The organism is Ruegeria sp. AG1 (assembly GCF_056541705.1).
Genome location: NZ_JBQFYU010000011.1, coordinates 115,515 through 138,926, shown reverse-complemented (window position 1 = coordinate 138,926; position 23,412 = coordinate 115,515). Strand labels below are relative to the sequence as shown.

The following is a 23,412-nucleotide window of genomic DNA, read 5'->3' as shown; positions in this document are numbered from 1 at the left end:
GACGTCTGACCAGACGCGAATTGGCGGTCAGAAAGAAAACAAACTGAAAATTTGGAGAAGCAATGAAGCATATTGTGTTTTTAGTCGCTGCGGCCTCGGCTCTTGCAGCCTGTTCCGTGGATCCCAAAGCGGCAGCAGACCGTCGTGCAGTCTTGGTGCAGGGCGTTTTTCCAAACCCGGCAGATCGGCAAGGCATAGATTTGGTTTTTCCGCTGGAATCCGGCGGGGTCTACAAGACAATCGAAGTCGGCTTCTTCCCGGAGGAAGTTTCCGAAGCAGAAGTTAGACGTCGCGTGGAAGGATTTTGCGCACGTCAAAACAGCGCGCGCTTAACGGGCCGCGCAGCGATCAAGAAAGACCTTGGCGTTAACAACAGAACACAAGCAGATGGTTCCATGCGCCCAGTACGCCAAATCTTTTACTCCTGCGTGTGATTTTCCCAGCGGCTAGGTTCTGAACAATGACCCTAGCCGCTGACCTCTGGCCACAGCTCTGCATCAAGTCTTTTGACGAAGGGTTCAAAATGCTGTGCTACAGCCTGCCACCCCCCGACCGAAGCCGTGTTGACGGGTTTACGGGCCTGAAGGTTGCTGGCCGTTCTGATCGCGTCCGAGGATTTGTCGGGCGACAGCATCGCTTGTTCAAAAGGAAGGTCGCAGAGCTGGGCCAGCTCCTTGGCACCGTCCTCCAGATTATTCACCAGATGCTCGTAGCTTATGTCATGCATGCGTCCCGGAAGCACGGCATGCCAGTGCTGAATATAACGGCGATAGCGGTTTGCCTCGGCTGCCATCCAGCTCAGATCATGCGTGTAATACAGGCCACCCGCTCCGAAATGCGTCCGCCACATCGAAAGCGCCACATCGCGCGGATCGCGCATGACATTCAGAATCACGGCGTTCGGGAAGGCCTGCGCGATCGGCCCCAGAAAAGCATAGTTCCCCGGAGCCTTGTCGACAAAGGCGCGCGTTCCTTCCGCCGTCTGGGGCAAATTATCCGCGTAGTAATCGGCCAGCTCCTGTGCGTCACTTCCAGCGCTCGATTGGCTTTCGACCCTGCGGGCCCAGTGATGCACGCCCGCCAACTCTCCCAGCCCCTGAACGGTGGAGTGTGAGGCCAGAATCCGCTCGATCAGAGTGGTGCCAGAGCGCGGCAAGCCAACCACGAACACCGGGCGCGGTATATCGGTGCGCGGCGCTGAGGCGGGGGCGGGCAGAGGCGTGCTCAGACGCTGGCGGCAGGCTTTCTCGGCCCGGGTTTCCCAGCTTTTGAACCCATGCTGCAACTGATCATGCGCCTTGCGCAGCTGAAGCATCTCGGTCGCGGTATCGCCATCCTGTTTCGCAAGGCTCGCGGCGGCGAAATGCACGGTGGCTGCGGCTTCCCGATTGGCGTTGCCCGCCTTGAGCAGTTTAGAGGTCAGGGCCTGCAATTCCGCCCTATCCTCAGCCGACAGGTTCGGCAGAGTTGCAGCGAACTCCACCGTTTCGGGATCCTCGGGCGCCAGCGCAAAGGCGGCGCGGCCATGGGTCAGTGCCTCAGACATACGCCCCAAACCGACCAGACCCTTGGCCAGTCGCAGCTGACCGTAGTGGAATTTCGGGTGCTTCTCGGCCACGGCCAATAGGACGTCGATGGCCTGATCCCACTGGTGCATCTCATCCAGAATATCGGCTTTCAGGCAATGGGCCTGTAGATTCCCGTTTTGGTGGCGCAGAACCTCTTCAACATCCTCCAACGCCTCGCTCAGCTGACGCTCCTGCAACAGGGCCATGGCACGCACATAGCGTTGCGGTGGGGTCAGCGGGGCCTTGGCCGCGACTTTATTCATCAAGACCAGTGCCTTGTCGGAATCTCCGCCCTGAACAAGGCTCAGCCCGAAATTCTGGATCAGGTCGGGGTTCTCCGGCTCCATCTTCCAGGCGCGCTCCAGATGGGTCTGTGCCTGTTTGAAATCCCCCTGGTGAATGCACGCAAGACCTGCCATCTGCGGAAACGCGGGCATTTTGGGCCATTTCTTCCCCGCCTTGACCGCACGCTTCAACGCCCGGTCAGCGCGCCCGGTCTTGAGCATTTCACTAATGGTGGCAATCTCGGCCCTCAGCTGATCGGCTTTCTGCATTTGACTGCCCTTCTTCCAATTTAATGCCCGAGAACTATCTTTTCCCTGCTAGTTTATATCGCTGTACGCGTCCACCTGTGATCGGATCGTCATTCATCCTGGATACAGCACTGCGACGCTGCACCCTCTGGAACTTTCTGCACAAGCAGCGTAAATAGAGCACTGCGCGAAACATTTGGAGCCTTGCATCCATGAAAGAACACCGTGGCCGCCTGACCAAGGACGGTATCCGCATTTACGAACAAGGTGACTTTGCCGGCATGCATGCGGCAGGGGCTTTGGCCGCGCGGATACTGGATGACATCGCGCAACATGTCTTCCCCGGCCAAACCACCGGTGCGATCGACGGGATCATCACCCAGATGGTCGAGGACGCAGGAGCGACTTCGGCGACGATTGGCTACAAAGGCTACCAGCACGCCAGCTGTATCAGCGTGAACCACGTGGTTTGCCACGGCATTCCCGGTGAGAAAAAGCTAAAGGACGGGGATATCCTGAACATCGACGTCACCGTCATCGTGGACGGCTGGTTCGGCGACACCTCGCGGATGTATGTCGCAGGCAAACTGCCGCGTAAGGCGGAGCGTCTGATTCAGATCACCCATGACGCGCTTTTCAAGGGCATCGAGATGGTCAAGCCGGGCAACACGTTCGGCGATATCGGCCATGCGATCCAGTCCTATGTGGAAGCGCACCGCATGAGCGTTGTGCGCGATTTCTGTGGTCACGGGCTGGGTCGGGTGTTCCACGCGCCGCCAAACGTGCTGCACTATGGCCGCCCCGGTACCGGTTCCGTTCTGGAGGAAGGCATGTTCTTCACCATCGAACCGATGGTCAATCTGGGCCGCCCTGAGACCAAGACTCTGGCCGACGACTGGACTGCTGTGACCCGCGACAAGTCGCTCTCGGCACAGTTCGAACATTCGGTCGGTGTAACCGCAAATGGGGTCGAGATCTTTACCCTGTCACCCGGCGGCAAGTTCCATCCGACCTATTCTTCGTGATCGGCAACCTGATCCCGTAGCACTTTCAGCAGCATCGTCTCAGCCCCCCACGGCGTGATCGCGTCGTGGATGAACACCGGCGCGCGTGCAGGTTTGCGCGGCGGGCCGGTTTCTGTGTCAGTGTCCTGAGCCAAACCCCAGAACAAGGGCGGTAGGGCGCGGTCCATGCCAGAAGCCTAGCACAAACCGGCCCGCGCCTCAAAACCGGATCACGATGGCGTACAGCTGCCTCTGTCAAAACGCTGCGAAGTGCCTTTGATCATCATGTCATATTCGAGACTTACAAGATCAACGGCAAAGTTGACGACCTGACCATCCTGAATCAGCAAAAACGTCAGGTTGTCCAAACCCGGCAGGATGTCCGCCTCGCCCTGCAGATCTCCGACAGTGATGTGCCCTTTGTTGGACCCGCCCGAACGGGCCAACGTCACGTTGGATTGATCCACAGACGAGGTGCAATTGGCCGTAAATTCATTCGCATCGAGTTTTGTTTGCCCTGCAATAACAGGGAAGGAGCCCAGCACGAAGGCCGAGGTCAGGGCAGCTCTGAGAAGCATAGAGATTCCTTTGAGGGTTGTTCCGCGTTTCTACGGCGCGTAGAGGCGAAATTGGCCGCAATTTTGGCGGAGATGCGTTAAATTGCTGGCCGCCCAAATTCAATTTTAAAACGAATTGGGGCAGTCAGGATCAACCCAAATGATCAAGTGATTGAAGCATCAACGAGATATGCGTGTCGCCGTATTTTCGACTGTCCAACAACTGGAATCCATCCGGTGCCTGCATCGGGGTGTTTTCTTCCCACACGATAAACGCCCCCTCAGCGATCCATTCAGCCTCGGCCGCCTTAGCCAGCGCTTTTTGGCCCAGAGACTTGCCATAAGGCGGGTCCAGAAAGATCAGGTCGTAGGGCGCGTTCGGGTTTTCACCCAAACGCGTCGCATCCCGGCGGATCAGATCGGTCCGGTCAGCGCTCCGGGTGAGGTCGATATTTTTGCGGATCAGGCCCTGAGCGACACGCCCGTCATCTACAAAGGTGGCGTGGTCAGCCCCGCGCGACAGCGCCTCAAGCCCCAGCGCGCCAGTGCCCGCGAATAGGTCCAAGACGCGTAGGCCCTCAAAATCGATCTGATGGCTCAGGACGTTGAACAGGCTTTCACGCACTCGATCGGTGGTGGGACGCAGATGGGCACCTGCATCCCCTTTGCCGACCGAGGCCAAGGCACGGCCCCGGAACTCTCCGGCGATGATCCTCACGCTTTGAGCAGCGGTTTCAGATCCACAGCCGGATCGGCCACCACGGCAGGATCAGCGGTTTTGCCCGCGTCGATCAGGCGCTTGCCAACCATATAGGCGCGCGGGTCGTTCATCGCGTCGACTGCAATCAGCTGGTCACCCTTGTAGTACCAGAACGACACGGTCTGACCTTCGCCCTGACGGGTGACAACCCAATCATAACCCGTATTCAGACCTGCGATCTGCAGTTTCACGTCATACTGATCCGACCAGAACCAGGGCGTTGCTGTATAGTCCTTGGCCGCCCCCAGCATGTTCTGAGCCACGATCTCAGCCTGATCGATTGCGTTGGGCACGCTTTCCAGACGAATGCGCCCCTCGCCATGTGGGAAAGAGGCGCAATCCCCCGCCGCCCAGATCGACGGATCAGAGGTGCGGCCATGGGTGTCGGTTTTGATGCCGTTGTCCAGTTCAAGACCAGCCATCTCGGCCAGTTGGCTGGACGGCGCGATGCCAACGCCGACGACCACAAAATCAACCTCGATTTCGGTTCCATCCGTCAGAACTGCGCCGACGACCTTGCCGTTTTCACCGATCAGACGATCAAGGCCCACGCCCTCGCGGATGTCCGCGCCGTGACCCGTATGTAGCGCGCGGAAATAGTCGCTGGTTTCCTTGGCGGCGACGCGTTGCAGGATACGCTCGGCCATTTCTACCAGTGTCACCTTGACCCCGCGCTTGGCGCATACGGCTGCGGCCTCAAGCCCGATATAGCCGCCCCCGACGATCAGAGCGCGCGCGCCTTCAGTGACCCGAGGCTCCATCTCGTCGATATGAGCCAGATCGCGCACCACATGAACGCCCTGAAGATCACCGCCGATAGAGGCAGGCAGATAGCGCGGATCCGACCCGGTGGTCAGCGCCAGTTCGTCATAGGAGATGACCTCATCCCCCACGGTCACGGTCTTGGCCTTGGGGTCAATTGCAGTAACACGCTGCCCCAGACGCAGGGTGATGTTGTTGTCGGCGTAGAAGCTTTCGGGGCGCAAAAACAGACGCTCCAGCTCCATCTCGCCCAGCAGATAGGCCTTGGACAAGGGCGGGCGCTGATAGGGCAGATGCGGCTCGGCCCCGATCAGGGTGATATCCCCTTCAAACCCATCCTTGCGCAGTTTCGCAACAAGCGACGATCCGGCCTGCCCGGCGCCGATCACGACAATATGGCTCATGTTCATCACACCCTGTCGAATTCTCATGGTTACTTTTGTCCGACCACCTATATTGCGGCATAGCCCGACTCTGCAAATCCAAACGACAGGAGCTGATAAATGATTACAACAGGTGAGATGCTGCCCGACGCCACACTGACCCAAATGGGTGCGGAAGGCCCCGAAGAGGTTCGGATTTCAGACAAAACCGCGGGCCGCAAAGTGGTGATCTTTGCCGTTCCCGGCGCGTTCACACCGACCTGTCATTCGGCACATGTGCCCAGCTTCATGCGCACCAAGGATCAGTTCGAAGCCAAGGGCGTGGATGAGATCATCTGCATTTCCGTCAACGACCCGTTCGTGATGAAAGCCTGGGGCGAAGCGACCGGCGCAACCGAGGCCGGACTGACCCTGCTGGGCGACGCCGCGTCTGAGTTCACTAAGGCCATCGGCATGGATTTCGACGCCCCACCAGCCGGGCTGCTGGCGCGTTCGCAGCGTTATGCGATGCTGGTCGAAGACGGCAAGGTCACTGCGCTAAACCTGGAAGAAAGCCCCGGTGCTTGCGAGGTTTCAGCCGGTGAAGGCTTGCTCGAAGTAATCTGACGCTGTCCGGCCCCGGCCGAACCGGGGCCGTCCTACCCCTATTTAACTTGATACAACGCTCCAGTGTGCGATTATCAAAGGCACATAGCTGGGGAGTATGTTTATGTATCTCAAAGCCATTTCATTCATTCTGGGCGGCGCAGGCCTTCTTGCAGCTTGCGGCCCGGCCCCGACACCACAGCAACAAGCGGCACGGCAACATGAAATCGCCTGCCTGAGCGGTACCTTGGGCGGCGCGCTGATCGGAGGCGCAATCGGCAATCAGTTCGGAGGCGGTTCAGGCAAATCCATTCTGACGGGTGCAGGTGCGGCTACCGGAAGTATCAGTGGCGCAAGATTCGCATGTTGAGGGGGACAGCTATGAAACGAGTAATCTGTATCGCCGCGCTTGTGATAGCCAGTGCCGCAGCTGCGGACGACGTAACTGAGCTAAATGAAAAAGAGCTGACAGCCATCGACTCGAACAACGATGGCTTTCTGTCCAAGGACGAGTTCAATGCCTTCTCAGACTACGCCTTTCAGGCGATGGACGAAGACAAGAACGGCACGCTCGGCCTGTCCGAGGCCAAACCGTTCCTCGACATAGAGCAATTTCAGGACGTTGACCGGAACGGCGACAGCCTTATCTCAAGAGCGGAATACGATGCGCAGATGAGCAACGATTTCGACTCTGCGGACAAGGATGGAAACGGCCGGTTGGACTAACCCCGGAGTGTGAGATGAACAGATGGATCTGGATCGGCGCGCTGGCCGTATTGGCGGCTTGTGACGTACCACAGGCCCCGGTTGTGACCGGTCCCGACGGGCAGGCCCGCATCCAGATCAACACCAGCGGGCTGACCTGCTATGAGAGGCGGTGCCTGGACATCAACCCAGCAGCGCGCAGTGTCCGGTCTATCGGAAACAAAACGACCCGCATTCCTGGCAATATCGACGTCAGTAGTGGCACGGTCACGCCGGATGAATTCCGCCAGATGGCGATCACGGCATCCTTGGCTGGCGGCATCGGGTCCGGACAGGATCGCGACTAGACCAGTCCGTCCATTTTGCGCGCCAGTTTCGCGTCCAGCGAAGACAACCCGCCGACGTCATGGGTGGAGAGCACCACTTCGACCGTGCGGTAGACGTTGGACCATTCTGGGTGGTGGTTCCATTTTTCGGCCCAGATCGCCACTTGAGTCATCCATCCAAAGGCGGCGACGAAATTGTCAAAGATGAACGTCTTGGTGATCGCATCCCGGCCCTCAACCATCGTCCAGCCATTGTTGAACAGCGGATCAAGAAGGGGGCCACGGGTCTCGGTCGACAAAAGCTCGGTCATTGCTGTTCCTCCGGGTTCGATTTTCTGAACGGACCGTAATCCGTCAGAATCTCAATCTCTTCTCCCACCGCGCGGCCTTCAGCGTCCAGATATTTTTTGACGGCATCGGCGAATCCCGGATCGGCAATCCAATGAAGGCTATGCGTGCGTGTTGGCAGGTAGCCACGTGCGAGCTTGTGTTCGCCTTGCGCTCCGGCTTCGACCCTTTGCATGCCATGCGCGATGGCAAAGTCGATGGCCCTATAATAGCACAGCTCGAAATGCAGGCAGGCATGATGTTCCACGCAACCCCAGTAGCGACCATAGAGCGTCTCACGCCCGATGAAATTCAGCGCCCCCGCGATGGGATACCCATCGCGTTCTGCCAGCACCAAAGCCATATCAGCGGTCATCGTCTCCTGCGCGATATCGAAGAACTGGCGCGTCAGGTAAGGTGATCCCCACTTGCGCGCGCCGGTGTCCTGATAGAACCGCCAGAAGGCATCCCAATGCTCGGGCCGGAGGTCATCGCCGGTCAGGGTTCGGATCTCACCACCGAAGCCATTGGCTTGAGCACGCTCCTTGCGGATGTTCTTGCGCTTGCGCGAGGACAGCGCGGCTAGAAAGCCGTCGAAATCCGCGTAGGCGTCATTCAGCCAATGAAACTGCTGCGAGCTTCGCAGCATAAGGCCCATCTGCTCACCCGCCAGCGCCTCGTCTTCGGTACAGAAGGTCGCGTGAAGCGACGAGACCTGATTGTCTGACGCCAGTTGCACAGCGCCTTGTACCAGCGCGGACATCCCAATCCCTTCATATCCCGGACGCACCAGAAAGCGCCGCCCGGTGGCAGGCGTAAAAGGGGCCGCGATCTGTAGTTTAGGATAGTACCGCCCGCCCGCGTTTTCGTACGCATGGGCCCAGCTGTGGTCGAAGATATACTCACCCTGACTGTGCGATTTGGCATACATCGGCGCCGCCGCGATCAGCATCCCATCCAGATAGGCCGTCAGGTATTGGGGCTGCCACCCGGTGCCCCGCCCAACCGAGCCGCTGTTTTCCAGAGCCAGCAAGAACCGATGCGTGGTAAAGGGATCCAGCGGACGCCCGCCGTCTGCTGTTTCGGGGCAAGCGCAGGCATCCCACTCGGCAGCAGAGATTTGCGAGAGTGATCCAAGTATTTGAATTTCGATCTGCGCCTGATCCATGTGCCCTCCGCGTCTGGTCTTTATCTGTGACGAGGTGCGGCAGGTTCAACCCGGATGCTTGGCCAGATACCCCTCAAAGGTCACATTGTCGGCAACGGCGCGGGCCTCTGCCTCTTGTTCAGGCGACTTTACCGTCCAGCACAGGATCGGCACACCGCGCGCTTTCAACTCGGCCACGCGCGGACGGTCCAGATCATGAACCTCATGGCTGATGAAACTGGCCCCAACCCGGTCGAAATCGGGAATATCGCGCAGGTGATCGCACACCGATTGCGGCAGCATCTCGACACTCGGCTTATAGGAACAAGTCACGATCCCGCGCGGCAGATGCGGGGCCAGGCGGGCCAGCTCGGCCACGCTGTGGGGGTTGAACGACATCAGCGCCACGGGACCGTCATAGCCCTCAAGCGCCCGTACTGCATCCGCCTCAAGCGGGCCGACATTGGCGCCCATGGCTCCATCCTGATCCTTGAGTTCGATCAGCAGCGGGACTTTGCCCGCGACCATCTCAAGCACATCTTCGAGGGTGGGAATACCATCCTCGGCATGCAACAGCTGCGTGGCCTGCGCCCGCGCGGCCGAGATCTGCTGGATCGGGCCGGATTGCCCGGTCAGACGCGCCATGTCGTAGTCATGAAACACCATCGCACGGTTGTCCGAGGTCCGCTGCAGATCAATCTCGATACCATACCCGGCCTCGATCGCGGCACGAATGGCCGCCCGGCTGTTTTCCGGGCGGTTATCTGTTTTGTCATGCAGCGCCCGGTGCGAGATCGGGGCCTCAAGAAACACACGCGGCAGAGCAGGTGTCATTGGACTTCGAAAATACCTTCGATTTCGACAGCAACACCCAGCGGCAGTGATGCAGCGCTAACCGCCGAGCGGGAATGACGACCCGCCTCGCCCAGCGCCTCAACCAGGAAATCGGACGCACCGTTGATCACCTGCGGCTGCGCGGTGAAATCAGCAGTCGAGTTCACAAAACCGGTCAGTTTGATCACCCGCACCAGTTTCTCGATATCCCCGTCACAGGCCGCTTTGACCTGAGCCAGCAGGTTGATTGCACAGACCTTTGCCGCCGCTGCACCCGCGTCGACGTCCATGTCATCGCCCAGTTTGCCGGTGATCAGGTCGTCCGCTTTGGAAATCTGACCCGAGACATAGACAATGTTGCCCATGCGCACAAAAGGCACATAGTTTGCGGCCGGGGCCGGTGCGTCTGGCAGCGATACGCCCAGGCTTTGCAGTTTTTCCGAGATGCTCATGTGATTGTCCTCACCCAAAATCGACTCGGGCGGACGCTAACCGGGATGATGCGGCTGGGAAAGCCGGAATCCGATTTTTCTGGCCGTCGCGCTCAGTGGGCATATCCTGTCCTATTTCTAACTGTTGAAGTCGTGTCACTTTACCTTCGTTGATTTACCGGGTTTAACGCTATGTGTTTCATTCAAGCTCTGAAACCTCTATGTGACAACAACTTGTGTCGGTTGGACACGCAGGTATTGATTGATCGCCCAAGCGTCGTGCCGGGCCGTATTGGAGTAGCTAAGACCGTGTTGAGCAAATTTGGCTTCAAACATCTTGTTGTTCTGTCACTTATGGCTGTGTTGTCGGCCTGTGCGACGCAACCCCCGGAACAGGCTGCTCGGGGAGAGATTTTCGACCCCTATGAAAACGCCAACAGGGGCATTCACAAGTTCAACCTTGGCGTCGACAGGTTTCTGTTTCGCCCGGCCTCGAAAGGCTATGTGAAGATCGTCCCTGATCCGATGGTGACCAGCTTCAGTACCTTTGCGGAAAACATCTCTCTGCCCGGTCAGGCGGTGGATTACCTGCTGCAGGGAAACCCCAAACAAATGGGCAACGCCTTGTTGCGGTTCGTGATCAACATGACTGTGGGTGGCTTTGGCCTGTCGGCTCCGGCAGATGAGCTGAACCTGCCCCCCGTCGATACTGATTTCGGCGAAACCCTGCACGTCTGGGGTGTTGGGGAAGGCGCCTATGTCGAGCTGCCGTTCTATGGCCCATCGACCACCCGTGACGCTGTAGGTGTCGTTATCAACCTGTTCTCGAACCCGATCAACTTCACGCCGGTGCGCCCTGCGGACAATCTGGGGGTTTATGCCGAAGTCGTACGTCGGATGGGGGATCGGGGTCGTTTTTCTGATACAGTGGACTCGATTCTCTACGAAAGTGCCGACAGCTATGCGCAGGCCCGACTGATCTACCTGCAAAACCGCCGCTTCGAATTGGCACGCGACGACGAGGACGCCTTCCTGGATCTCTACAACGATCCATATGCCGACGCCGGAACCGACCCTGTTAGTGACCCCCTTCTCGACCCCTACGAGGACCCTTATGCTGAGTAACGCTTTAAACCGAAGACATTTCCTGAAAACCTCTGTGGCCGGAGCAGCTATTGTTGCCCTGCCCTTGCCCGCTATGGCCCTGACCGAGGCGGGCGCCAAACAGCTGGTCAATAGTGTTGTCGCGGATATCAACCGCGTGATCGCCTCGGGTAAATCCGAAAAGGCAATGCTGCGCGATTTCGAGAAGATTTTTGTGCAATACGCTGATGTTCCGATCATGGCGCGCTATGCGCTCGGGGCGGACGCCCGTTCTGCCTCTCCGGCGCAGTTGAGACAATTCACCAAGGCGTTCCAAGGCTATATCTCGCGCAAATACGGACGCCGGTTCCGCGAATTCATTGGCGGCCAGGTGGATGTGCGAAATGCGCGTAGAATCAAAGCCGGTTATGAAGTGCGCACCTCGGTCAAGTTGCGGGGATCGTCGCCCTTTGACGTAACCTTCCTGGTTTCTGACAAATCCGGTCGCGACAAGTTCTACAACATGTTCATTGAGGGTGTGAATTTGCTGCTGACCGAGCGTACCGAAATCGGGGCGATGCTGGATGCGCGTAAAGGCAACTTGAACCAGCTGATCAAAGACCTCAACAGAACCGGGTAGCACCGCCTTTTTGTGTGCTTAAACGCCTCCGCGCTCTGTGCGTCGGAGGCGTCTTCGTTTCTATACCCACAAGAAAGTCATTTTGCCTTGTGACCTAACACGCGCCGAAGTTGATGCGCCGCTTTCCAAAGCTCTCACTAAAACTAAGCTTGTACCCCGCTCCACGCCCAGCCCGCGGACCCTCTAGGGCATGTAACTTCGGACCAAAGCGCTGGCGATCAAAGCCCATCCATCTGCGATCACGAAAAACGCCAGCTTGAACGGCAGCGAGACGATTGCAGGCGGTACCATCATCATGCCCATCGACATCAAAACGGCAGCCACAACTAGGTCAATGATCAGAAAAGGCAGGAAAATCAGGAACCCGATCTGAAACGCCCGAGCGATTTCTGACAACATGAATGACGGCATCAGAACCGAAAGCGGGGCATCCGGAGACAGGACCATCCCCTCGCCTCCAGGACGCAGAGCGGCCATGGATTGAAACGTCTCAACATCCAGTCGCGCTGCCATGAACTTTCGGAACGGGTTCAGGGCGCGTTCCAGAGCCGTTTCAACCTCAAGCGTTTCATTGATCAAAGGCTCAATACCAACGGTCCAGGCTTCGGTAAAAACCGGCTCCATTATGAAATAGGTCAAGAACAGCGCAAGGCTAACGATCAGCATATTCGGCGGAGATTGCTGCAACCCAATACCCTGCCGCAGGATCGCGAGAACCGTGATCAGAAATGGAAAACAGGTGATCATGATCGCCAGCCCCGGAGCGAGGCTGAGAACGGTGATCAGCAAAATCAACTGGATCGTCCGGGCCGAGATGGACCCGCCCTCCCCAAGCGACAGGGTCACTTCTTGAGCCGCAGCCAGCGAGGGCAGTATTGCAACCACCGCCACAATCAGCCAGAGCCACAGGCGCATCAGCCGATCCCGTTCTGCAAATCCGCGATTTCGGTCAGACGCACGGCCAGTTGACCAGCCTGATCGCCCTCCACCTCTTCCAGAATGCCACGGGCAACCAGTTGGTCGCCGACATATAGATCCACGGGGTCTTCGATCCGTTTGTCCAGTGTCAGCACCGCGTTTTCGCCCATATTCAGCAAGTCCCGGATCAACGGGCGGGCGCGGCCGACGGAAACTGTGACTTCGATCGGAACCGCATCAAAAGGGTTGGTTTTCTGGGATTGGGTATCAGTCATGGGTCAAAGCCTCTTTCGCCTCAAACATGTAGGAGTCAAATGCCTGCTGCACCGAGGTCAGCAGATCCACGCAATCCACCTCGCGCCGCGAGATACCGACCTGCAGCCGCGCTTGTCCGGGTTGCAGCGAGGAATCTTCGATCACACGCGGTGGCTGCAGGATATCCGATGGCAGCAAATCTTCGATCTCGGCCGAGCGTCCTTCGGGCACAAGTATCTGGATGGGTTGGTCGATCTGGATTCGGGCCATGTCTTTCAGCTGTTCCGACAGGCGGTGAGCAAAGCCCCGGTCGATACAATCCGGCAGCACCAAGTTCACCAGGCTTTGGAACATCGGCTCCAGCGACAGGGTCATACGTGTCAGCGCTTCGTGATAGGTAAAGGACATGTCTTCCAACGCCTTGGTCAGTTCCGCCGAGACCTGTCCCCGGTTCTGCTCCTGCGCTTTAACGGCGTCTTCCCATCCAGCCCCGTAACCTTGTTCGAAGGCAGCCAGGCGCTGTTCCTCCAGCGCGTCTTCGTCCAGAAGATGCAGCTTGCCGCCTTCGACCTGCGCGGTGAAATCCTCAAGAAGGTGAGCAATCGACATCAGACCCGCTCCTCGCCTTCTTCAAGCCAACTGCGCAGAATCTCGACCGTTTCTTCCTGTTTGTCGCCGATCATCGCCCGCAACCGATCCACAGGATCTGCGCTACTGTCCGCCCCCAGCGCAGGCACGCCAACCGACTGCGCCTGCCCCGGCAGAGCTGTGAACTCAGCCGACTCATCTGGCGCGATCTCACCGACCAAAACCTGGGTGTCCTGTGCGTAACCACCACCTGCAGGCAACAAGGCGGGGGCGGCAGCCGGTTTCATCAGGATCGGGCGAATGACGAACAAGGCCAGAACCAGCGAAACAAGTGCAAGCACCGCCATCTGGATCAGAGACATCGCGTCCAGATGAATATTCTGCCACATGGAAGACGAAACCAGCGTGCCCTGCGGCTCTGCCACGGGCAGATCAAGCGATTTCAACGTGATCACATCACCCCGAGCTGCATCGAAACCAACGGCTGAGGCCACCAGCTCCTCAAGCGCGTCAAGCTCGGTCTGAGGCAGGGGCTCAAAGCTCTCCGCCCCAGCTTCATCAATTGACCGGATGCCATTGACCAACACCGCGACTGTCAGCCGCTTGATGGCACCGGGCGCGTTGTGAACCTCAAGCTCCGTTTCCGAGACCTCATAGTTCACGCGCTCGCGGGTTTGCGTCGCGTTTGAGTTCGATTCGTCCCCGCCCGCTCCGTCACCATCCGGCAAGTTGGAGGCGACCGTCACATCGCCGGACTGATTGCGCGCACTGTCCGAGCGTTCCTCTACATCCGTGCTGATCGCGACACGCCCTTTGGGGTCAAAGCGGCGTTCGCGGATGGATTCGGTCTTGGTTACCGTGTCTACGCTGACCTCAACCACTGCGTTGCCAGTACCCACACGCGCTTCAACAAGTCGCAGCACGCGTTCGCGCAGCTGACGGGATTTGTCATCCGCCGTGTCAGCTGCAACTGCCGTGTCCTGCCCACCAATCACGGCGCCGTTCGAATCCACAACCGTTACGTTTTCCGGCGCAAGCCCGCTAACCGCCGAGGCGACCAGAAAGCGAATCGCCTTGGCCTGATCGCCAGTTATCTGCGCGCCCGATGGAACCAGATACACCGAGGCCGTGGGCGCAACGCTACGCTGAAACGGGTTGGCCGAGCCATTCGCGATATGCACCCGGGCCTGACTGACATGAGGACCTCCGACGATGGTGCGCGCCAGCTCACCTTCTTTTGCGCGCCAATAGGCGGCATCGAACATTTGCGATGTAGTGCCAAACCCGCTCAGCGAATCGAGCAGCTCATAGCCGCGATTGCCGTTGGCAGGCAGGCCTTCGCTGGCCAGGGTCATGCGCAGCTCATCCCGCTGCGAGCCAGGCACGTAAATCGAGCCGCCCCTGATCTCATACGTGACGCCGCGCTGATCGAGCGCACGCACGATATCGCCCGCGGCCCCGCTTTCCAGCCCTGCATAAAGAAGGGTCATAGAGGGTGCCGTCACAAGACGGGACATCCCGAGAACCCCCAAAAACACCAGCGCAACCGCGCCGACGACTATGATTTGCTTTCGCCTGTCCAAACTTGCCCAGACAGTTCCGATCTGCTGCACGGTCACCTCCGACTCGCCGACATTCTGCCCGGCGCATCCCCTGTTTGAACGATTGCCCTTAACAATCGGTTAGTCCCTGCCGGGTTATGACAGCTTCAGATCGAATGAATGAGGACGTCATGACTGACGCTACAGCAGAAGAGGCAGAAGCCCCTAAGAAATCAAGGAAAATGGGTCTGATCATCGGGGTGATTCTGGCGCTCGTCGGGGCGGGCGGCGGCTATTACGCGACCACGTCCGGGCTGTTGCCCTTTGGGGCAAAACCCGAAAAGGCGGATTCGATGGATGCTGAAAAAGACAAACCGGCCAAGGCCCTGCCGGATGTGGGATTCGTCGATCTTCCGCCTGTGATTCTGTCGGTGAATGCGGGTGAGTCGCGGCATCTGAAATTCCACGCGCAGCTCGAAGTTAACTCGGCCTACATCAGTGATGTGGAAAAAATGCAGCCGCGAATCATGGATGTGCTGAACGGATATCTTCGCGCGCTGGAGGTTTCGGATCTTGAGGACTCCTTAGCGCTGGCGCGTATCCGGGGGCATCTGCTGCGGCGCATTGAAATCGTCGTCGGAGAGGGTCGTGTGCGCGACGTTCTGGTGATGGAATTTGTTCTGAATTAGGAGGCGAAATTGGAGCTTATTGCAGATATTTTGCTGGTCGCGGGCGCGCTGGGTGCCGGTCTGTATTGCTTTGTCCTGTCCCGCCGCCTGAAACGGTTCACGGATCTGGAACAAGGCGTGGGCGGGGCCGTCGCGGTGCTGTCCACCCAGGCGGAAGAGTTGAAAAAGTCGCTGGACAGCGCGCGGGCGGCTTCGGACCAATCCGGGCATGAACTGAAAGAGCTGACAGAGCGCGCGCAATCGGTTGCGCAGCGGCTCGAACTGATGATGGCCTCAATGCACGACGTCATCCCAGAAGAAAAGGCCGCGCCTGAACCGCCCTCGCCGGAAGTATCGTCAGAGCCGGATGAAGAGGCTGAGGGCAAGGCCGAGCCTGAGGAGACCTCTGACACTCAGGACTCGGATGCAGACGACACACCCGCCGACGAGAGCAAGGCCGACCAACCAAGCAAGGCACCTGAAGGTTTGATGTTCTTCCGGCACAATCGGCAGCGTGTGGAGGCCGCGGAATGAAACGCTCTAGCACGCAGAAAGGCAGGGCGCGACCCCGCGGCGGCGTGTTGGCGGTGATTGCTCTGCTGATGCTCGGATCCGCCGCGATTCGCCTTGGGTTGGAAGCCGGGCCTGCATTGGCCAAGACAGTTGAGCCAACAAAGGCTGAAGAGCCGCCAATGTCAAAACCCGCTCCGGATCTACAGGTGCTTCTGACCGAACTTCTGCGCCGTGAAAAACGCCTGAAACAGCGGGAAGAAGCCTTGGAAGAACAGGAAAAGGCGGTTGAGATTGCCCGTGCGGCCATCGAAACGCGCTTGGCTGCACTACAGCAAGCCGAGGAAGACCTGCGGGAAACACTAGCACTGGCGAACAAGGCCGCTGAAACGGACCTGACCCGGCTGACGGACGTCTACCAAAACATGAAACCCAAAGATGCCGCCGCCCTGTTCGAGACGATGGATCCCAGCTTTGCGGCCGGTTTCCTGTCGCGCATGCCCGCCGATGCAGCAGCGGGCGTGCTGGCCGGCCTCAGCCCCGAAGCCGCCTATACGATCAGTGTCGTCATGGCGGGTCGAAATGCCAATGCGCCACAGGAATAATCGCATGCTTATCAAGGCTATTTGGATACTTGCCGGAGATCGCAAATGATTGGAATTGTTGGAATTGTTGTCATCTTTGTAATGGTGTTCGGCGGCTATCTGGCTGCGGGCGGAAAGATGACGATTATCATGAAATCCCTGCCGTTTGAGATGATGATGATCGGCGGCGCCGCTGTTGGTGCCTTTCTGATCAGCAACGATATGGGTGGGATCAAACACACGATCAAAGACATGGGTAAAGTCTTCAAGGGGGCAAAGTGGAAACCCGAAGACTACCGGGACCTTCTGTGCCTTCTATTTTCTTTGATCCGGATCGCACGCGCAAACCCGGTCGAGGTCGAACAGCACATTGAAGATCCCGAAAACTCGAGCCTGTTTTCCGCCTACCCGAAAATCCAGTCCGACAAAGAAGCTGTGGATCTGATCTGTGACACGATGCGCTCGGCTGCACTGAACTATGATGACCCCCATCAGGTCGAAGAAGTTCTGGAAAAGCGTATGGAAGCCAATTTTCATCACGCCATGCATTCCAGCCATGCGCTGCAAACCGTCGCCGACGGCTTGCCTGCCCTCGGGATTGTCGCTGCCGTTCTGGGCGTGATCAAAACGATGGGATCAATTGACCAGCCGCCCGAGGTTCTGGGCAAGCTGATCGGGGGCGCTCTGGTCGGGACATTTCTAGGGGTGTTTCTGGCCTATGGCCTGGTCGGGCCCTTTGCGGGCAAGCTGAAAACCGTCGTGGAAGAAGACAATCACTTCTACCAGCTGATCAAAGAGGTTTTGGTCGCCAACCTGCACAACCACAATGCCGCCATGTGCATCGAAGTCGGCCGCCAGAACACACCAACCCACAACCGGCCTAGTTTCTCGGAACTTGAGGATGCTCTCAAGGAACTCAAACAGGCGGCGGCATGAAAGGCATAGCTCTCTTCACGTCGATCCTGATCGCAGTGGCAACCTCGGCCACTGCTGAAACGCTGGTTGTCCGGTCAGGAGAACATGACAGCCATACCCGCCTCGTCGTAAAGGTTCCGCCGGGCACGGGATGGGTTCTTGCACGCCGAAAAAACGGGGCGAGGCTGACCGTTTCAATCGACGACGTCCTATTTCAGACAGAAGGCGTGTTTGGAAGGCTGACATCCAATCGCCTCTCCGCCCTGTCTCAATCGGAACCAGGTGCCGCACTTGATTTGGAATTTGGCTGCGACTGCGTGGCCACGGCCTTTCTGTTTCAACAGTCAATGATCGTTATGGACATTTCGCAGGGCACTTTGCCTCCGCCTTTGACGGCCAACATCCCTCTGCCACCGTCTCTGCCGCCGTTGGAAGTAGAAGATCCGCCTGAACCTTTGGCTTTGCCGCTTTTGACGCTGAACCAACAGGGATTCAAAGATCAACTTTCAGCCAGGCTACTGCAAGGTGCGGACCGAGAGGTTCTCGACTTGGACCTAGCTGCTATTGGACCCCGCACGTCCACACCTCCGAACGACACGGACATGCTGCCGAATTTTGCAGCAAATATGAACGTCTCAACGATTGTGGACGAGTTGGAAGGCCTTCTTGGCCCCGATATTCCCCAAATAGAAAAACGTCCCGCCTGCATCAGCAGCGCTTGGCTTGGGTTCGACACATGGTCCGACGCGCGCCCGTTTGACGAGCAGATCGCTGATCTGCGCTCCGACCTGTATCAGGAATTCGATCGTGTAGACACCGACCGGGCCTTCAAGCTGGCGAAACTCTACGCGTACTACGGGTTCGGTTTAGAAGCTGTCTCCACGCTCGATCTGATTGAAGAGCATTCCGAAGAGCAAAGCTGGGTGCAAGCCATAGCCGGGCTTATGGATCACCGTGAGTCCGCAGAAGATAGCCCGTTTCGGGGTCTTCAGCGCTGCAGTAGCGATGCGGCTTTCTGGTCACTGCTCAGCGAGCAAACGCTGGGCCCGGATGCCGATCTGGACGCAATTGAACAGTCTTTCTCTAGCCTCCCCCAACACTTGCGTCGCAGTTTGGGCCCAAGACTGTCATCGATTCTGGTCGAAGCCGATAAGTTGGAGGCGGCGCGGCGGGTGATGCGCTCCGTTGATCGCGTTGAAACGGAGGAGCAACCCAGTGTGGCCAAGGCTCAGATCGCTCAGGCCGAAGGCGACTCTGAGGTGGCCGATGCCATCTTGGAAGAGGTCATTTCTACGCCGGAAACCGCAACAGATGCCCCTCTGGCCTTGGCGCGCTTGATCGAGAAACGCTGGACAGAGCGGGGGGCGGTATCCCCGCAGGACGTTGCCCTTGCCGCAGCTTACGCATTGGAGTTTCGTGGATCTGAAACCGGACCAATGATGCAGCACGCACATATCGTTGCGCTGAGTTTGAACAATGAGTTCGATACGGCCTACGACCTGATCCAAGCGCTGCCCGAGGGTGTAGATCGCGCGGATGTTCTAATCCGTCATATGCATCTGCTGACAGAACGGTCAAATGATGTGACCTTTCTGAAACAGGTGCTGTCCATGTCTGATAGCGACTCGATGGCTTTGACCACACAAGCCGCTATTGCAGTGTCAGATCGGTTGGCCGCTTTAGGATTTGCGGCTCAAAGTTCTGCCTTTGCCAATCGCACGCATGACACGACGGACCGATCCCAACGGGCCCGATTGCGCGCGCGCGCGGCACTGTTGGACGAAAAACCGCACAAAGCGATGCTGGAACTGTCCGATGATGCCTCAGCGGCCGCCGATACCCTGCGCGCTCAGGCGCTGGCGGCGATCGGCGATCTGAGTGCGACGGCAGAGCTGTACCGAGACCTCGGCGAAACCGAGGTTGCGAACCGGTATTTCTGGTTGGCTGGATTGCCCGAAAATATTGAACCTGAAGGACGATTTGCGAACCTGGCCGAGATCTCGGGCAAGCTTGCCTTAGCGCCTCGTCGTCTTCTTGAAACGCCTCTGGCCGATGCCAACAGCCTACTGGCCGACAGTGAAGAGACCCGAGCGCATATTGCCGACCTGTTCGCTCTAATCCCCGATCCAGAGGTCGCCTTCGATGAGAGAACCGATCCCAACCAATGACCTCAACCGTCTCGGGTCTCGTCCAAAAACTCTATCCATGCTACTAGCGTAGTTTCCCTTCGTGCCGTGGTAAAACAATAGCTCGATCAAATCTCTGACGGGGCTTCGTGTGTTCTTTTGATAGTGTAACGGTCACAATAGAAAAGCGCTCTGCCACTCGTGTATTGAGAAGAGCAGAGCGCCAACAAGACGGTTGATCAGTAAGGTGCCTCGACTTCATTCATCGAGACGTAGACGGTTTTCATCTCGCTGAAATGGTTGATGGCGAGCTTCGAGTTCTCGCGACCGACACCCGACATCTTGGAGCCGCCGAACGGTGCCTCAACCGGGGCGAGGTTGTAGGTGTTGATATAACAAGTCCCGGCCTCGAACCCGGCGACGATGCGATGGGCGCGGGTCAGGTCGTTGGTGAACACCCCGGCCGCGAGGCCGAATTCGGTGTCATTGGCGCGGGCCATGACTTCTTCTTCGGTGTCGAAGCCCAGAACAGACATGACCGGGCCAAAGATCTCTTCGCGGGCGATGGTCATGTCGTCGGTGACATCGGCGAACACAGTGGGTTGCATGTAGAACCCCTCGCCCGCGATCCGTTCTCCTCCATAGACCAGACGCGCGCCTTCGGCCTTGCCCTTTTCCACGTAGCCCAGCGCGATGTTCATCTGATTTTCGCTGACCATTGGGCCAAAGTTGACCTCTTCATCCAGCGGATCGCCAATCTTGGCGGTTGCCAGACGTTCGGCCAAGCGGGTCAGAAACGCCTCTTTGATACCTTTCTGGACGAACACGCGGGTGCCGTTCGAACAGACCTGACCTGAGGAATAGAAATTGCCCAAAATCGCACCTGAGACCGCGTTCTCGATATCGGCGTCGTCGAAAACGATCATGGGGGATTTGCCGCCCAGTTCCATGGTCACGTGCTTCATGCCATCGGCGGCCGCGGCATAGACCTTGCGGCCCGTCGACACCGAGCCGGTCAAAGACACTTTGGCAACGCGCGCATCGGTCACCAGCGATGCACCTACATCGCCATAGCCCTGAATTACGTTGTAAATGCCTTTGGGTGCGCCTGCTTCGATGAGAATCTCGGCCACCTTTAGTGCGGAGAGCGGGGTCGTCTCGGACGGCTTGAACACCATCGTATTGCCGCAGGCCAACGCTGGCGCGCCCTTCCAACAGGCGATCTGGGTGGGGTAGTTCCATGCACCGATCCCGACGCACACGCCCAGCGCCTCGCGGATGGTGTAGACGAAGTCGCCACCGCCCAGAGGGATGTGTTCACCGGTAAGGGACGCGGCCAGCCCTCCGAAATACTCCAGCGCATCCGCGCCCGAGGTCGCGTCGGCCACCAGCGTCTCTTGCAGGGGTTTGCCGGTGTCATGCGTTTCCAGAACCGAGAGGTCGTGATTGCGGTCGCGTAGGATATCTGCAGCGCGGCGCAGAACGCGGCCACGCTCGGTCCCGGACATGGCGGCCCATTCCGCTTGCGCCGCTTTCGCACTATTCAGAGCCTGATCAACGATCTCGGGCGTGGCTGAATGCAGCCGGGCGATGAACTCACCCGTTGCAGGGTAAATCACATCAATCGGCGCGCCGTTTGTGTCTTCGACATATGCGCCATTGATGAAATGGCTCGCCTTGGGCTGAAATTTCATGCCGGGTTCCTTTTCCGAAGCAATTTCCCAAGCATGTATCTTTTATTGATTGGTCAGTCAATAAAACTGAATCACGGCAAACTCCCGCTGATGTGAATCGCCCTGCCCTTGAAAAAAAGAGTTAATGTTCTATTTATGTTCCCCATGGTCAGAGGAACATTCCGATGTCTTACTACGCACGAAATCAGACCCTATACGGGCCTTCGAACGACTACCACCTGCTGCCGGTCACAGATCGGCAAATGCGCTATGCTCGTGCCATCGCTGAGCAGACCGCGTTAGAAATCCCGGTTGAGGCGCAGCGGGACCGCAAGTCCATGTCGGCGTGGATCTCGGCCCATAAGCCCGAGGATCCATCGCCCTTTGCCAACTACCCGACCGGCAAGCAGGTCGCCTTTGCTGAACGGATATCCCGCAGCAAACGTCGCCCGATCCCGTCCGAGTGCTTTCACGACAAACAACTCATGTCGCGTTGGATCGACCAGAATAAATAGAGCCTAATGCGCGTGGTTTCGCGAATAAAGCGACACAGCTGCTGCAACAAACATGCCCAAAAGGATATATCCGGTGACGGCCTCGGACACGGCCAAGCCGCGGCACAGTCCTGTGGGGCTCATGTCGCCATACCCGACCGTGGTGAAGGTGACATATGAGAAATACAGGATATCGGCAGGGCCTTCCGCCCCGAGAACGCAATTGTCGTTGTAGCCAAAGGCCCCGTAGACGGCTGCAAACAGGAACGGCACGACCTGAATGAAGGATACACCCATCAGGAACAACAACCTGCGCGGCGATTTCACCTGGGTCATGTAGTACCACGACTGCGACACCAGCCAGATCAGCAACGCGACCGAGGCAATGGTGCCGATCGTGTCCCCAGCAGTGGTCTCACTCAACCGCGACAGGCCGAACCACGCCAGGAAACTGGCCAGTACCAATCCGGCAGCGGCCAGAAAGGTCGATTTCCACTCTGCCAGAGTTGTCGGTTTGCGGGTCATTGAAGCTCCATCACAGCAATCCGGCGATAATCATCGGGATTCCCCTCCGACCTGCAAGCGGAATTCAGACGCTGCCCAGATGCTCATCGCCACGCGCACGGGCCAGGAGGATCTGTTTCTGCCGCTCGCGGAACCGCATCTTGTCGGCCTCTGACGTCTCCTCCACGCAGAGATGGCAGGACACGCCATGTTCATATTCCGGGCGCTTGACATCTTCGGGCAGGATTGGGCGGCGGCATCCGTGGCACAGGTTATGCGGCCCCTCGACCAGGCCGTGGCCAACCGACACACGGTTGTCGAAGACGAAACACTCGCCCTGCCAAGTGCTGTCCTCGGCAGGCATTTCTTCGAGATAGCGCAGGATGCCACCTTTGAGGTGATAGACATCCTCGACCCCCTGCCCCAGCAGAAAATTGGTGGATTTCTCGCAGCGGATCCCACCGGTGCAGAACATCGCGACGCGCTTATTGTGGAACCGGTCCTTGTTCTGTTCCCACCAGTCGGGAAATTCGCGGAAGCTCGCGGTTTCAGGATCTATTGCGCCCTCAAACGTGCCAATCGCCACCTCATAGTCATTGCGTGTGTCGATCACGACCACATCGTCCGAGCGGATCAGATCGTTCCATTCCTCGGGTTCAACATAATTGCCAACGCGGGCACGCGGATCGACATCCGGCTGGCCCATGGTCACGATCTCTTTCTTCAGACGCACCTTCATCTTGCCAAAAGGCGGATGGTCGGCAGTGGCCTCTTTCCACTCCAGATCGGAACAGCCCGGTAGGGCCTTGATATGCGCCAGAACGGCGTCGATCCCGGAACGCGGACCAGCAATCGTACCGTTGATCCCCTCTTGCGCCAGCAAAAGGGTCCCTTTGACAGAATGCGCGCGGCACAGGTCCAGCAGCGGCTCTCGCAGGGCGGCGTGATCAGCGAAACGGGTGAAGTGGTAGAGGGCAGCGATCGTGTACAT

30 protein-coding genes are annotated in these 23,412 nt (G+C 58.1%); 14 read left to right on the top strand and 16 right to left on the bottom strand.

Translation table 11 applies throughout. The features are described 5' to 3' along the window. Positions 1-62: 62 nt before the first annotated feature. Positions 63-434: a hypothetical protein gene (locus tag ACR0B5_RS17110; protein ID WP_480542075.1), complete on the top strand. Its 372-nt coding sequence runs from the start codon at positions 63-65 to the stop codon at positions 432-434. Positions 435-466: 32 nt separating this feature from the next. On the opposite strand, the gene ACR0B5_RS17105 is transcribed toward ACR0B5_RS17110, so the two are convergent. Further along, entirely contained in the window at positions 467-2,122 is a 1,656-nt protein-coding gene (locus ACR0B5_RS17105; RefSeq protein WP_480542073.1) for a tetratricopeptide repeat-containing sulfotransferase family protein, read from the bottom strand. A gap of 191 nt (positions 2,123-2,313) precedes the next feature. Here ACR0B5_RS17105 and map point away from each other — a divergent pair, with 191 nt between their 5' ends. After that, positions 2,314-3,126, top strand: coding sequence for a type I methionyl aminopeptidase (gene map, locus ACR0B5_RS17100; protein WP_480542071.1), 813 nt, complete (start codon positions 2,314-2,316; stop codon positions 3,124-3,126). On the opposite strand, the gene ACR0B5_RS17095 is transcribed toward map, so the two are convergent. The 4 genes from ACR0B5_RS17095 to ACR0B5_RS17080 form a co-directional block, all read right to left on the bottom strand. Next, on the bottom strand, positions 3,114-3,293 hold the full coding sequence (locus ACR0B5_RS17095) for a hypothetical protein (RefSeq protein ID WP_170555411.1): 180 nt from the start codon (positions 3,291-3,293) through the stop codon (positions 3,114-3,116). The genes map and ACR0B5_RS17095 overlap by 13 nt on opposite strands. 42 nt (positions 3,294-3,335) lie before the next feature. Then, complete coding sequence (locus tag ACR0B5_RS17090) at positions 3,336-3,683, bottom strand: hypothetical protein (RefSeq protein ID WP_170767881.1); 348 nt, start codon at positions 3,681-3,683, stop codon at positions 3,336-3,338. 130 nt (positions 3,684-3,813) lie between these two features. Beyond that, positions 3,814-4,380, bottom strand: a complete 567-nt coding sequence (gene rsmD, locus ACR0B5_RS17085) for a 16S rRNA (guanine(966)-N(2))-methyltransferase RsmD (RefSeq protein WP_170767882.1) — start codon at positions 4,378-4,380, stop codon at positions 3,814-3,816. Then, positions 4,377-5,588: an NAD(P)/FAD-dependent oxidoreductase gene (locus ACR0B5_RS17080; protein WP_480542181.1), complete on the bottom strand. Its 1,212-nt coding sequence runs from the start codon at positions 5,586-5,588 to the stop codon at positions 4,377-4,379. The genes rsmD and ACR0B5_RS17080 overlap by 4 nt, the downstream gene beginning before the upstream one ends. Before the next feature lie 99 nt (positions 5,589-5,687). On the opposite strand from ACR0B5_RS17080, the gene ACR0B5_RS17075 reads away from it, so the two are divergent. The 4 genes from ACR0B5_RS17075 (at position 5,688) to ACR0B5_RS17060 (ending at position 7,204) form a co-directional block, all read left to right on the top strand. After that, a complete protein-coding gene (locus ACR0B5_RS17075) occupies positions 5,688-6,173 on the top strand; it encodes a redoxin family protein (protein WP_480542068.1) in 486 nt (161 codons plus the stop codon). A gap of 103 nt (positions 6,174-6,276) precedes the next feature. Then, the gene (locus ACR0B5_RS17070) at positions 6,277-6,522 is read left to right on the top strand and encodes a glycine zipper 2TM domain-containing protein (RefSeq protein ID WP_480542066.1); all 246 of its coding nucleotides are present in this window, start codon (positions 6,277-6,279) and stop codon (positions 6,520-6,522) included. Between the two features lie 11 nt (positions 6,523-6,533). Next, complete coding sequence (locus ACR0B5_RS17065; protein ID WP_480542064.1) at positions 6,534-6,878, top strand: EF-hand domain-containing protein; 345 nt, start codon at positions 6,534-6,536, stop codon at positions 6,876-6,878. 14 nt (positions 6,879-6,892) lie between these two features. Beyond that, positions 6,893-7,204: a hypothetical protein gene (locus tag ACR0B5_RS17060; RefSeq protein ID WP_170379420.1), complete on the top strand. Its 312-nt coding sequence runs from the start codon at positions 6,893-6,895 to the stop codon at positions 7,202-7,204. Here the strand turns inward: ACR0B5_RS17060 and ACR0B5_RS17055 are convergent. Genes ACR0B5_RS17055 through ACR0B5_RS17040 form a run of 4 tightly spaced genes read right to left on the bottom strand, consistent with a single transcriptional unit; the run spans position 7,201 to position 9,943 of the window. Then, positions 7,201-7,494 (bottom strand): 4a-hydroxytetrahydrobiopterin dehydratase, encoded by a 294-nt coding sequence (locus ACR0B5_RS17055; protein WP_170379422.1) that lies wholly within the window; start codon positions 7,492-7,494, stop codon positions 7,201-7,203. The two genes, ACR0B5_RS17060 and ACR0B5_RS17055, sit on opposite strands and share 4 nt — an antisense overlap. Continuing rightward, positions 7,491-8,678 (bottom strand): GNAT family N-acetyltransferase, encoded by a 1,188-nt coding sequence (locus ACR0B5_RS17050; protein WP_480542062.1) that lies wholly within the window; start codon positions 8,676-8,678, stop codon positions 7,491-7,493. Before ACR0B5_RS17050 ends, ACR0B5_RS17055 begins: the two co-directional genes overlap by 4 nt. A gap of 45 nt (positions 8,679-8,723) precedes the next feature. Next, positions 8,724-9,491 carry a glycerophosphodiester phosphodiesterase family protein gene (locus ACR0B5_RS17045; protein WP_480542060.1) on the bottom strand — a complete coding sequence of 256 codons (768 nt, stop codon included), beginning with the start codon at positions 9,489-9,491 and terminating at the stop codon, positions 8,724-8,726. Next, complete coding sequence (locus ACR0B5_RS17040; protein WP_480542058.1) at positions 9,488-9,943, bottom strand: RidA family protein; 456 nt, start codon at positions 9,941-9,943, stop codon at positions 9,488-9,490. The genes ACR0B5_RS17045 and ACR0B5_RS17040 overlap by 4 nt, the downstream gene beginning before the upstream one ends. A gap of 333 nt (positions 9,944-10,276) precedes the next feature. On the opposite strand from ACR0B5_RS17040, the gene ACR0B5_RS17035 reads away from it, so the two are divergent. Both ACR0B5_RS17035 and ACR0B5_RS17030 read left to right on the top strand, forming a co-directional pair. Further along, on the top strand, positions 10,277-11,047 hold the full coding sequence (locus ACR0B5_RS17035) for an MlaA family lipoprotein (RefSeq protein ID WP_170473255.1): 771 nt from the start codon (positions 10,277-10,279) through the stop codon (positions 11,045-11,047). Then, positions 11,037-11,645 carry an MlaC/ttg2D family ABC transporter substrate-binding protein gene (locus ACR0B5_RS17030; RefSeq protein ID WP_480542056.1) on the top strand — a complete coding sequence of 203 codons (609 nt, stop codon included), beginning with the start codon at positions 11,037-11,039 and terminating at the stop codon, positions 11,643-11,645. The genes ACR0B5_RS17035 and ACR0B5_RS17030 overlap by 11 nt, the downstream gene beginning before the upstream one ends. A gap of 183 nt (positions 11,646-11,828) precedes the next feature. On the opposite strand, the gene fliP is transcribed toward ACR0B5_RS17030, so the two are convergent. The 4 genes from fliP to fliF are packed head-to-tail and all read right to left on the bottom strand — an operon-like array spanning position 11,829 to position 15,019. Next, positions 11,829-12,560 (bottom strand): flagellar type III secretion system pore protein FliP, encoded by a 732-nt coding sequence (gene fliP / locus ACR0B5_RS17025; protein ID WP_480542054.1) that lies wholly within the window; start codon positions 12,558-12,560, stop codon positions 11,829-11,831. After that, on the bottom strand, positions 12,560-12,838 hold the full coding sequence (locus ACR0B5_RS17020) for a FliM/FliN family flagellar motor C-terminal domain-containing protein (protein ID WP_170555390.1): 279 nt from the start codon (positions 12,836-12,838) through the stop codon (positions 12,560-12,562). Before ACR0B5_RS17020 ends, fliP begins: the two co-directional genes overlap by 1 nt. After that, positions 12,831-13,427: an ABC transporter ATP-binding protein gene (locus ACR0B5_RS17015; protein ID WP_480542052.1), complete on the bottom strand. Its 597-nt coding sequence runs from the start codon at positions 13,425-13,427 to the stop codon at positions 12,831-12,833. Before ACR0B5_RS17015 ends, ACR0B5_RS17020 begins: the two co-directional genes overlap by 8 nt. Beyond that, complete coding sequence (gene fliF / locus ACR0B5_RS17010) at positions 13,427-15,019, bottom strand: flagellar basal-body MS-ring/collar protein FliF (RefSeq protein WP_480542050.1); 1,593 nt, start codon at positions 15,017-15,019, stop codon at positions 13,427-13,429. The genes ACR0B5_RS17015 and fliF overlap by 1 nt, the downstream gene beginning before the upstream one ends. A gap of 119 nt (positions 15,020-15,138) precedes the next feature. On the opposite strand from fliF, the gene ACR0B5_RS17005 reads away from it, so the two are divergent. Genes ACR0B5_RS17005 through ACR0B5_RS16985 form a run of 5 tightly spaced genes read left to right on the top strand, consistent with a single transcriptional unit; the run spans position 15,139 to position 19,792 of the window. Beyond that, positions 15,139-15,636, top strand: a complete 498-nt coding sequence (locus ACR0B5_RS17005; protein WP_480542048.1) for a flagellar basal body-associated FliL family protein — start codon at positions 15,139-15,141, stop codon at positions 15,634-15,636. Between the two features lie 9 nt (positions 15,637-15,645). Further along, entirely contained in the window at positions 15,646-16,149 is a 504-nt protein-coding gene (locus tag ACR0B5_RS17000) for a hypothetical protein (protein ID WP_480542046.1), read from the top strand. After that, entirely contained in the window at positions 16,146-16,730 is a 585-nt protein-coding gene (locus ACR0B5_RS16995) for a MotE family protein (RefSeq protein ID WP_480542044.1), read from the top strand. Before ACR0B5_RS17000 ends, ACR0B5_RS16995 begins: the two co-directional genes overlap by 4 nt. Before the next feature lie 45 nt (positions 16,731-16,775). Beyond that, positions 16,776-17,645 carry a flagellar motor stator protein MotA gene (gene motA, locus ACR0B5_RS16990; RefSeq protein ID WP_480542042.1) on the top strand — a complete coding sequence of 290 codons (870 nt, stop codon included), beginning with the start codon at positions 16,776-16,778 and terminating at the stop codon, positions 17,643-17,645. Then, a complete protein-coding gene (locus ACR0B5_RS16985) occupies positions 17,642-19,792 on the top strand; it encodes a hypothetical protein (RefSeq protein WP_480542040.1) in 2,151 nt (716 codons plus the stop codon). Before motA ends, ACR0B5_RS16985 begins: the two co-directional genes overlap by 4 nt. A gap of 197 nt (positions 19,793-19,989) precedes the next feature. Here the strand turns inward: ACR0B5_RS16985 and betB are convergent, their stop codons facing one another. After that, positions 19,990-21,444 (bottom strand): betaine-aldehyde dehydrogenase, encoded by a 1,455-nt coding sequence (gene betB, locus ACR0B5_RS16980; RefSeq protein WP_480542038.1) that lies wholly within the window; start codon positions 21,442-21,444, stop codon positions 19,990-19,992. Positions 21,445-21,608: 164 nt separating this feature from the next. Between betB and ACR0B5_RS16975 the strand changes: the two genes are divergently transcribed. Next, positions 21,609-21,938 (top strand): hypothetical protein, encoded by a 330-nt coding sequence (locus ACR0B5_RS16975; RefSeq protein WP_480542036.1) that lies wholly within the window; start codon positions 21,609-21,611, stop codon positions 21,936-21,938. 3 nt (positions 21,939-21,941) lie between these two features. Here ACR0B5_RS16975 and ACR0B5_RS16970 read toward each other — a convergent pair whose 3' ends face one another. Further along, on the bottom strand, positions 21,942-22,442 hold the full coding sequence (locus ACR0B5_RS16970; protein WP_170379453.1) for a potassium channel family protein: 501 nt from the start codon (positions 22,440-22,442) through the stop codon (positions 21,942-21,944). 64 nt (positions 22,443-22,506) lie between these two features. After that, positions 22,507-23,412: an oxygen-dependent tRNA uridine(34) hydroxylase TrhO gene (trhO, locus tag ACR0B5_RS16965; protein ID WP_480542034.1), complete on the bottom strand. Its 906-nt coding sequence runs from the start codon at positions 23,410-23,412 to the stop codon at positions 22,507-22,509.

What these genes read in the sequence shown, in the direction of transcription:
- ACR0B5_RS17065 (WP_480542064.1), top strand. Translation starts at nt 6,534, where the DNA reads ATGAAACGAGTAATCTGTATCGCCGCGCTTGTGATAGCCAGTGCCGCA.
- ACR0B5_RS17110 (WP_480542075.1), top strand. Translation starts at nt 63, where the DNA reads ATGAAGCATATTGTGTTTTTAGTCGCTGCGGCCTCGGCTCTTGCAGCC.
- ACR0B5_RS17090 (WP_170767881.1), bottom strand. Translation starts at nt 3,683, where the DNA reads ATGCTTCTCAGAGCTGCCCTGACCTCGGCCTTCGTGCTGGGCTCCTTC.
- ACR0B5_RS17055 (WP_170379422.1), bottom strand. Translation starts at nt 7,494, where the DNA reads ATGACCGAGCTTTTGTCGACCGAGACCCGTGGCCCCCTTCTTGATCCG.
- ACR0B5_RS17005 (WP_480542048.1), top strand. Translation starts at nt 15,139, where the DNA reads ATGACTGACGCTACAGCAGAAGAGGCAGAAGCCCCTAAGAAATCAAGG.
- ACR0B5_RS17020 (WP_170555390.1), bottom strand. Translation starts at nt 12,838, where the DNA reads ATGACTGATACCCAATCCCAGAAAACCAACCCTTTTGATGCGGTTCCG.
- ACR0B5_RS17060 (WP_170379420.1), top strand. Translation starts at nt 6,893, where the DNA reads ATGAACAGATGGATCTGGATCGGCGCGCTGGCCGTATTGGCGGCTTGT.
- ACR0B5_RS16970 (WP_170379453.1), bottom strand. Translation starts at nt 22,442, where the DNA reads ATGACCCGCAAACCGACAACTCTGGCAGAGTGGAAATCGACCTTTCTG.
- ACR0B5_RS17075 (WP_480542068.1), top strand. Translation starts at nt 5,688, where the DNA reads ATGATTACAACAGGTGAGATGCTGCCCGACGCCACACTGACCCAAATG.
- ACR0B5_RS17040 (WP_480542058.1), bottom strand. Translation starts at nt 9,943, where the DNA reads ATGAGCATCTCGGAAAAACTGCAAAGCCTGGGCGTATCGCTGCCAGAC.
- ACR0B5_RS17105 (WP_480542073.1), bottom strand. Translation starts at nt 2,122, where the DNA reads ATGCAGAAAGCCGATCAGCTGAGGGCCGAGATTGCCACCATTAGTGAA.
- ACR0B5_RS17050 (WP_480542062.1), bottom strand. Translation starts at nt 8,678, where the DNA reads ATGGATCAGGCGCAGATCGAAATTCAAATACTTGGATCACTCTCGCAA.
- ACR0B5_RS17095 (WP_170555411.1), bottom strand. Translation starts at nt 3,293, where the DNA reads ATGGACCGCGCCCTACCGCCCTTGTTCTGGGGTTTGGCTCAGGACACT.
- ACR0B5_RS16975 (WP_480542036.1), top strand. Translation starts at nt 21,609, where the DNA reads ATGTCTTACTACGCACGAAATCAGACCCTATACGGGCCTTCGAACGAC.
- trhO (WP_480542034.1), bottom strand. Translation starts at nt 23,412, where the DNA reads ATGTACACGATCGCTGCCCTCTACCACTTCACCCGTTTCGCTGATCAC.
- betB (WP_480542038.1), bottom strand. Translation starts at nt 21,444, where the DNA reads ATGAAATTTCAGCCCAAGGCGAGCCATTTCATCAATGGCGCATATGTC.
- fliP (WP_480542054.1), bottom strand. Translation starts at nt 12,560, where the DNA reads ATGCGCCTGTGGCTCTGGCTGATTGTGGCGGTGGTTGCAATACTGCCC.
- ACR0B5_RS17030 (WP_480542056.1), top strand. Translation starts at nt 11,037, where the DNA reads ATGCTGAGTAACGCTTTAAACCGAAGACATTTCCTGAAAACCTCTGTG.
- map (WP_480542071.1), top strand. Translation starts at nt 2,314, where the DNA reads ATGAAAGAACACCGTGGCCGCCTGACCAAGGACGGTATCCGCATTTAC.
- ACR0B5_RS17045 (WP_480542060.1), bottom strand. Translation starts at nt 9,491, where the DNA reads ATGACACCTGCTCTGCCGCGTGTGTTTCTTGAGGCCCCGATCTCGCAC.
- ACR0B5_RS17080 (WP_480542181.1), bottom strand. Translation starts at nt 5,588, where the DNA reads ATGAGCCATATTGTCGTGATCGGCGCCGGGCAGGCCGGATCGTCGCTT.
- motA (WP_480542042.1), top strand. Translation starts at nt 16,776, where the DNA reads ATGATTGGAATTGTTGGAATTGTTGTCATCTTTGTAATGGTGTTCGGC.
- ACR0B5_RS16995 (WP_480542044.1), top strand. Translation starts at nt 16,146, where the DNA reads ATGAAACGCTCTAGCACGCAGAAAGGCAGGGCGCGACCCCGCGGCGGC.
- ACR0B5_RS17015 (WP_480542052.1), bottom strand. Translation starts at nt 13,427, where the DNA reads ATGTCGATTGCTCACCTTCTTGAGGATTTCACCGCGCAGGTCGAAGGC.
- ACR0B5_RS17035 (WP_170473255.1), top strand. Translation starts at nt 10,277, where the DNA reads ATGGCTGTGTTGTCGGCCTGTGCGACGCAACCCCCGGAACAGGCTGCT.
- ACR0B5_RS17070 (WP_480542066.1), top strand. Translation starts at nt 6,277, where the DNA reads ATGTATCTCAAAGCCATTTCATTCATTCTGGGCGGCGCAGGCCTTCTT.
- ACR0B5_RS16985 (WP_480542040.1), top strand. Translation starts at nt 17,642, where the DNA reads ATGAAAGGCATAGCTCTCTTCACGTCGATCCTGATCGCAGTGGCAACC.